Origin of the sequence: Pseudoalteromonas sp. SMS1 (genome assembly GCF_021530565.1) — a bacterium.
In the GTDB taxonomy this organism is placed as follows: Bacteria; Pseudomonadota; Gammaproteobacteria; order Enterobacterales; family Alteromonadaceae; genus Pseudoalteromonas.
The window spans coordinates 1-3,984 of sequence record NZ_JAKGBI010000045.1 but is presented as its reverse complement, the minus strand read 5'-3'; the positions used below and the strand labels follow the sequence as shown (position 1 = coordinate 3,984).

Here is a 3,984-nt window from a genome sequence, read left to right as displayed (position 1 = left end):
GAAAGTGAATAGTTTCACTTTCTACCGACTGAACGCGAGGCCTCTGGCCGTCGGCCGGACCATCGCCAGGGCCCAATAAAAGAAACCCGTTGCAGCAATACGACGGGTTTTTTGCGTTTAAGATGCTAACACGAGATTTAGGGGGAGGGCAGTGGATCGCATTCACGGTTGTGATTCTTTATGCCTTTTAAATACACTCTCTTAGCTGCGGTTAAACCAGCGCATTTCACCTTGCGCGAAAAGAGCGTGTTCGCTGTCGCTAACCTTTAAGATGGTTGAAGAAGACAAATTTCGCCGCTGACGAGATAGGTTCGTTCAGGTGAGGTAATGCGGTTAAAATGGGATTTTATCGGTTCGAAGGTGAATCTTTAGATTTCGGCTGACACATTGTTTGATATTCGCAATGTGTTCGTTGAGTGTTGGGGTGAATAAAAAAGAACTATAAAAAGAGAGGCATAAGCTCTATATATTAAACCATTCAAAAAACAGAAACGCGAGTAAAACAGGGCGCTGTTGAGGACGCTTAGAAATCCCCCTTTTTGTTGGTAAAAGGTAATACAGTTTAAGGAATTGCTCGGTTAATCACTCCCCCTGTCTAGCCTTGAAATCAAGTGGCTCGTGTTACATTGCTCTTCGAAAGAACATTTATATTTGGGTCAGAACGATTACTTTTGACAAGCTAAAATTAGTGCCATTTAGCGCGTTATAATAGTTTTATCGTCTCTGCCCCATATCCGCATAGTCTGTTTTGTAAATATGCTCTGAACGTTTGCCTCAGAATTTATGAACTCGGCAAGTTAGATCTGTAAAGCGATGCAAAAATCAGTATCTGGGGGCATCATATCCAAGCTGATGTTAAACTTTTTCCTTTAAATTATAACCCGAGCATTCAGTTTTGCAGACTCCAACAATCAGTTATCGATGATGCTGGATTTTTCTAAACAATAAAAGTCTATGAAAAATACAATCAAGTTTGTGCCATCGACTTCATCGGTTTTATTGTTAGAAAGCCTACATTTTGAAACTCTCACAAGTGCCAGTCGAATTTTACAGATACTGTGAAGGCCTTTGTTTGCGGCACGTTTATATCAGATTGGGAGTCCAACTCTAAATGATAAGGCGGCACATTCTTACCTGACTGATTAAAGGTGAATCCTATCTGTTTTTAAACTACAAGAGAGGTAGCTATATAGAAACCAAGTTTCCCGAGTGTAAAGCGCAATATAACCACCTCAATATGGCTTAAAAGAAAAGTACAATACGAAAATGGACCTTAATTCAGACCTGTAAGCCGGCGGGAACCACTGTCAAATTGCAGCTTCTTACTCATCGAAAGCAACGCTCAACGTGTCTGCTTTTCCATCGCTAATAGCATCTTCTTTCGTGCCAGCCCCCATCGATAACCGCCTAATGTACCATCACTGCGCAATACTCGATGGCATGGAATAAGCACCCCTATACGGTTTTTGCCGCAAGCAGTTCCAACTGCTCGCACTGCATTTTCGTTTCCAATATGCTGTGCGACTTCACCATAGCTGATTACCTCGCCCTCTTTTATGTTAAGCAAAAATCTCCATACTTTAATTTGAAACGCTGTACCCTTTAAGTCTAATGGAAGCTCAGGCTTAGGCGCGCCATGGGATAAATGGTTATCGAGTGCGGCTATCCAGACATCGAGTTCAGGTGCATCTTGAGCTTTGGAATGCACCAGTGTCGCTTTTGGAAATTCTGCTGTTAGTAAGGAAACTAAGGTTGCTTGATTGTCTCCAAACTGCACTGAGCAAACACCTTTCTCAGTTGCTGCCATGATCATCTGGCCAAGTTTCGTTTCTCTGCACGCATAATGAATGATTTCACCTTGAGCACCAGCACGGTAAGTTTTTGGGGACATTCCAATGTTACGTGTTGCTTCACCATACACTCTGCTTATCGAGCCAAAACCGGATGAGAAGATGGCGTCCGTTACACTTTCACCATTTTTTAAGCTCCGTTTGAACTTTCGCATCCGCACTTCATCTTGAAAATGTTTTGGTGATATGCCAAATAGTGCTTTAAATGAGCGCTGTAATCGGGAAGGTGAATAACCAGCAATAACACTCAGTTGGGCTAGCGTCAGTTTTTCATCAGCATGCGCTTCAATATAGCGAGCGACCTCAATCAATTTGTCCGATTTATCGCTTTTTGTAGATTTAAATTGTCTGGGCATAGTGAGACTCTAGAATTGGTCGATATCACTGTAACTTGATCACAATAGTGTTCTTAATAACATCCGATTCTTGCCTAATAATCGAGAACAAACCAATATTCCAGATTATGTAAATAAAGACAAGAATCGGATGTTATTTAAAATCTACCTTAGATAGCATTGCTGTATCTAACTCATTGATGGAATAGCAATCATGAAAACCGCTATCAATCATACGATGACCGCAAAGCTTTGGACAATGCTAATTCTGCTCTCAATATTATGGGGGGGATCCTTCTTTTTTGTTGGGGTTGTTATTGACTCTCTCCCTCCACTCACCATAGTGACATTACGAGTTGGCATAGCTGCGATCGTAGTATGGGCAGTTGTTGCGGTATTTGGCCTAGGCCCCCCAAAGGACTTCAAAGTTTGGAGCACATTTTTAAAAATGGGCTTGCTTAATAATGTTATTCCGTTTGTGATGATTGCTTGGGGGCAAACGCACATCGCTGCAGGGGCAGCGTCTATTTTAAATGCCGCAACCCCAATTTTTACTGTTGTGGTAGCGGGCGTTTTACTGCCGGACGAAAAGCCAACACGCTCAAAGTTGTTTGGCGTCATGATTGGCTTTTTTGGAGTAGCCGTCTTAATAGGTATGCCAGTAATGATTGGGGGAGGCTACTTATTAGCGCAGTTGGCGATTATCGGCGGGGCGCTTTCTTACGCCTTTGCTGGTGTATATGGGAGAAGGTTTAATACTCTTGGTATCAGCCCTGTAATTACTGCCGCAGGGCAGGTAACTACTTCAACAATAGTTTTACTTCCGTTAACCATTTTTGTAGACGGCACTGTCAATGTAAGCTTAATGAATATGTCCACTTGGAGTGCAATTATTGGGTTGGCAGTTATGTCAACAGCGTTGGCGTATATACTGTATTTTAAAATATTGGCATTGGCGGGTGCGACTAATGTATTACTCGTCACTTTGCTCGTGCCTGTTTCTGCCTCTTTACTTAGCGCTCTATTTTTAAATGAGTCTTTAGACGTTATTCATCTTGTTGGAATGGGACTGATAGCAATAGGCCTGCTGGCAATTGATGGGCGTTTATGGCAGCAATTTAAAAAAGGATCAGTCTAACGTAACCTTCAATGCTTAGTGACGACATCAATCTTTGCATAATTTTTCATAGTGTAAAGCCACAACGATTGTGCTCTACTCGTTCTAATGATGAATGACTTCTTTTAGGGCAGGTGGGTGCTTAGTTTACTGAGTCCACCAAATTGAGGTGTATTTAACAAATACTTTCTTTCCACGTTAGAGGTCTGAATTCGACTCTAACGCAATTTGCGGGCATAAATTGTTGTACTACTTTAAAGCGTCGTTATGGGCACTCTGCGCTTTATTGACGTGACTATGAGTGAAAGTGAGTTAAGCATCGTCGTTATCGTGTGCTTTTGTCAGACTAAGAGAAGGAGGGAATGTTCACATTTCAAAGCAGCGAGGTGGAAAGAGCTTTGTTTATTAGGGCCCCATTAGCGTGCGTTTCAACCTTTTATTTTCTATATGCTGTTCTACATATTGAAGGAGTTCATGTTATCCACAGATTTATGTGTATAAGTTGTGGTTTTGATATGTGTATTTTGAGGTTAACTCATTAAATTAATTTATTGAGAAAAAAGCGGAAAAAACGCTTGCGCCTTTCTTAAATCTCCCTATAATGCGCACCCACTGACACGGCGGGATGCAGCGAAAAACGCAAACCAAAGTGAAGGGCAAAGTTAAATTGAAAGGTTGATTT

2 protein-coding genes are annotated in these 3,984 nt (G+C 41.7%); one reads left to right on the top strand and one right to left on the bottom strand.

Annotated elements, in window-relative coordinates:
* Window positions 1-1,342 precede the first annotated feature (1,342 nt).
* Window positions 1,343-2,206 (bottom strand): bifunctional transcriptional activator/DNA repair enzyme AdaA, encoded by an 864-nt coding sequence (locus tag L1286_RS23810; protein ID WP_235409513.1) that lies wholly within the window; start codon window positions 2,204-2,206, stop codon window positions 1,343-1,345.
* A gap of 193 nt (window positions 2,207-2,399) precedes the next feature.
* Here L1286_RS23810 and L1286_RS23805 point away from each other — a divergent pair, with 193 nt between their 5' ends.
* Window positions 2,400-3,323 (top strand): DMT family transporter, encoded by a 924-nt coding sequence (locus tag L1286_RS23805; RefSeq protein ID WP_235409512.1) that lies wholly within the window; start codon window positions 2,400-2,402, stop codon window positions 3,321-3,323.
* The last annotated feature ends 661 nt before the right edge of the window (window positions 3,324-3,984 follow it).

Excerpts from the sequence above, each read along its gene's own strand:
- L1286_RS23810 (WP_235409513.1), bottom strand. The coding sequence starts at position 2,206 with ATGCCCAGACAATTTAAATCTACAAAAAGCGATAAATCGGACAAATTG.
- L1286_RS23805 (WP_235409512.1), top strand. The coding sequence starts at position 2,400 with ATGAAAACCGCTATCAATCATACGATGACCGCAAAGCTTTGGACAATG.